Annotated in this window: 2 protein-coding genes; both read left to right on the forward strand. The window is 71.8% G+C overall.

The window, feature by feature from the left end:
• The coding region (locus C1A33_RS25000) for a DUF4229 domain-containing protein (protein WP_243407925.1) at positions 1 to 290 on the forward strand (290 nt) is incomplete at its 5' end.
• Positions 291 to 386: 96 nt separating this feature from the next.
• Complete coding sequence (gene mqnE / locus C1A33_RS25005) at positions 387 to 1,535, forward strand: aminofutalosine synthase MqnE (RefSeq protein ID WP_101833854.1); 1,149 nt, start codon at positions 387 to 389, stop codon at positions 1,533 to 1,535.
• Positions 1,536 to 1,580 lie beyond the last annotated feature (45 nt).

Here is a 1,580-nt window from a genome sequence, read left to right on the forward strand (position 1 = left end):
GCGGCGCGGCGGGGCGGTCGGGGCAGCCGGGGCGCGGGCGTCCGTCGGGGCCCGCCCGCCGGGAGGCCCCGGCGCAGCAGGACGTCGACCTGCGGGCGCAGCTGCCGTACTTCCTCGTCCGGCTGGCCGTCCTCGTGGTGATCACGGTGGTGCTCGCCCTGGTCGGGGTGAACCTGCTGCTCGCCGTGCTCCTCGGGTTCGTCGTCGCCGGCCTGCTGACCTGGCCGCTCGGGCGGATGCAGCGCCGGGCCGCGCGCCGCGCCTCCCACCCGGACGACGACGCCGACTGAGCTCGGGGGCGGCGTGACCCGCGGCCGGGCGGCTGTGACCGGTCTGCCCGGCCGGCCAGGCCGGTCCCGACGGGCCGGCGGGCTACGCTGGAAGCTATGGATGCTGGGCTGAAAAGGGAGATAGAGGCCAAGGTCACGGCGGGTGAGCGGCTCAGCCGCGCCGACGGCGAGGCGCTGTACGCCAGCGACGATCTCGTCTGGCTCGGCGGCCTGGCCCACGAGGTCCGCACCCGCAAGAACGGCGACCGCACGTTCTTCAACGTCAACCGCCATCTCAACCTCACCAACGTCTGCTCGGCGTCCTGTGCCTACTGCTCGTTCCAGCGCAAGCCCGGCGAGTCCGACGCCTACACGATGCGCATCGAGGAGGCCGTGCGCCTCGCCCGCGAGATGGAGCCGGCGGGCATCACCGAGCTGCACATCGTCAACGGCCTGCATCCCACGCTGCCGTGGCGGTACTACCCGCGGTCGCTGCGCGAGCTGCGCAAGGCCCTGCCCGGCGTGGCCCTCAAGGCGTTCACCGCCACCGAGATCCACTGGTTCGAGAAGATCAGCGGCCTGCCCGCCGACGAGATCCTCGACGAGCTCATCGACGCCGGCCTCGACTCGCTGACCGGCGGTGGGGCCGAGATCTTCGACTGGGACGTCCGCCAGCACATCGTCGGCCACGAGACCCACTGGGAGGACTGGTCGCGCATCCATCGCCTGGCCCACGCCAAGGGTCTGCGCACCCCGTGCACCATGCTCTACGGCCACGTCGAGGAGCCGCGCCACCGGGTCGATCACGTGCTGCGGCTGCGTGAGCTGCAGGACGAGACGGGCGGCTTCGCGGTGTTCATCCCGCTGCGCTTCCAGCACGACGCCGCCGGCGACCCGCGTAACCGGCTGATGAACCAGCCGATGGCGACCGGCGCCGAGGCGCTGAAGACGTTCGCCGTCTCCCGCCTGCTGTTCGACAACATCGACCACGTCAAGTGCTTCTGGGTGATGCACGGCCTGACCACGGCCCAGCTCGCGCTGAACTTCGGCGCCGACGATCTGGACGGCTCCGTGGTGGAGTACAAGATCACGCATGACGCGGACCGGTTCGGCACCCCGACCACCATGACGCGCGAGGACCTGCTCGCGATCATCCGCGACGCCGGCTTCCGGCCGGTCGAGCGCGACACCCGCTACCGGGAGATCCGCGCCTACGACGGCCCCGATCCGGACCGTCGCGAGGTCCCGTCCTCGATCGACGCCTGAGTTGGTACCGCCGATGACCAGCGACGAGGCCCCCGCCCCGAACCC

Source organism: Frankia canadensis (assembly GCF_900197875.1).
GTDB lineage: Bacteria > Actinomycetota > Actinomycetes > Frankiales > Frankiaceae > Frankia > Frankia canadensis.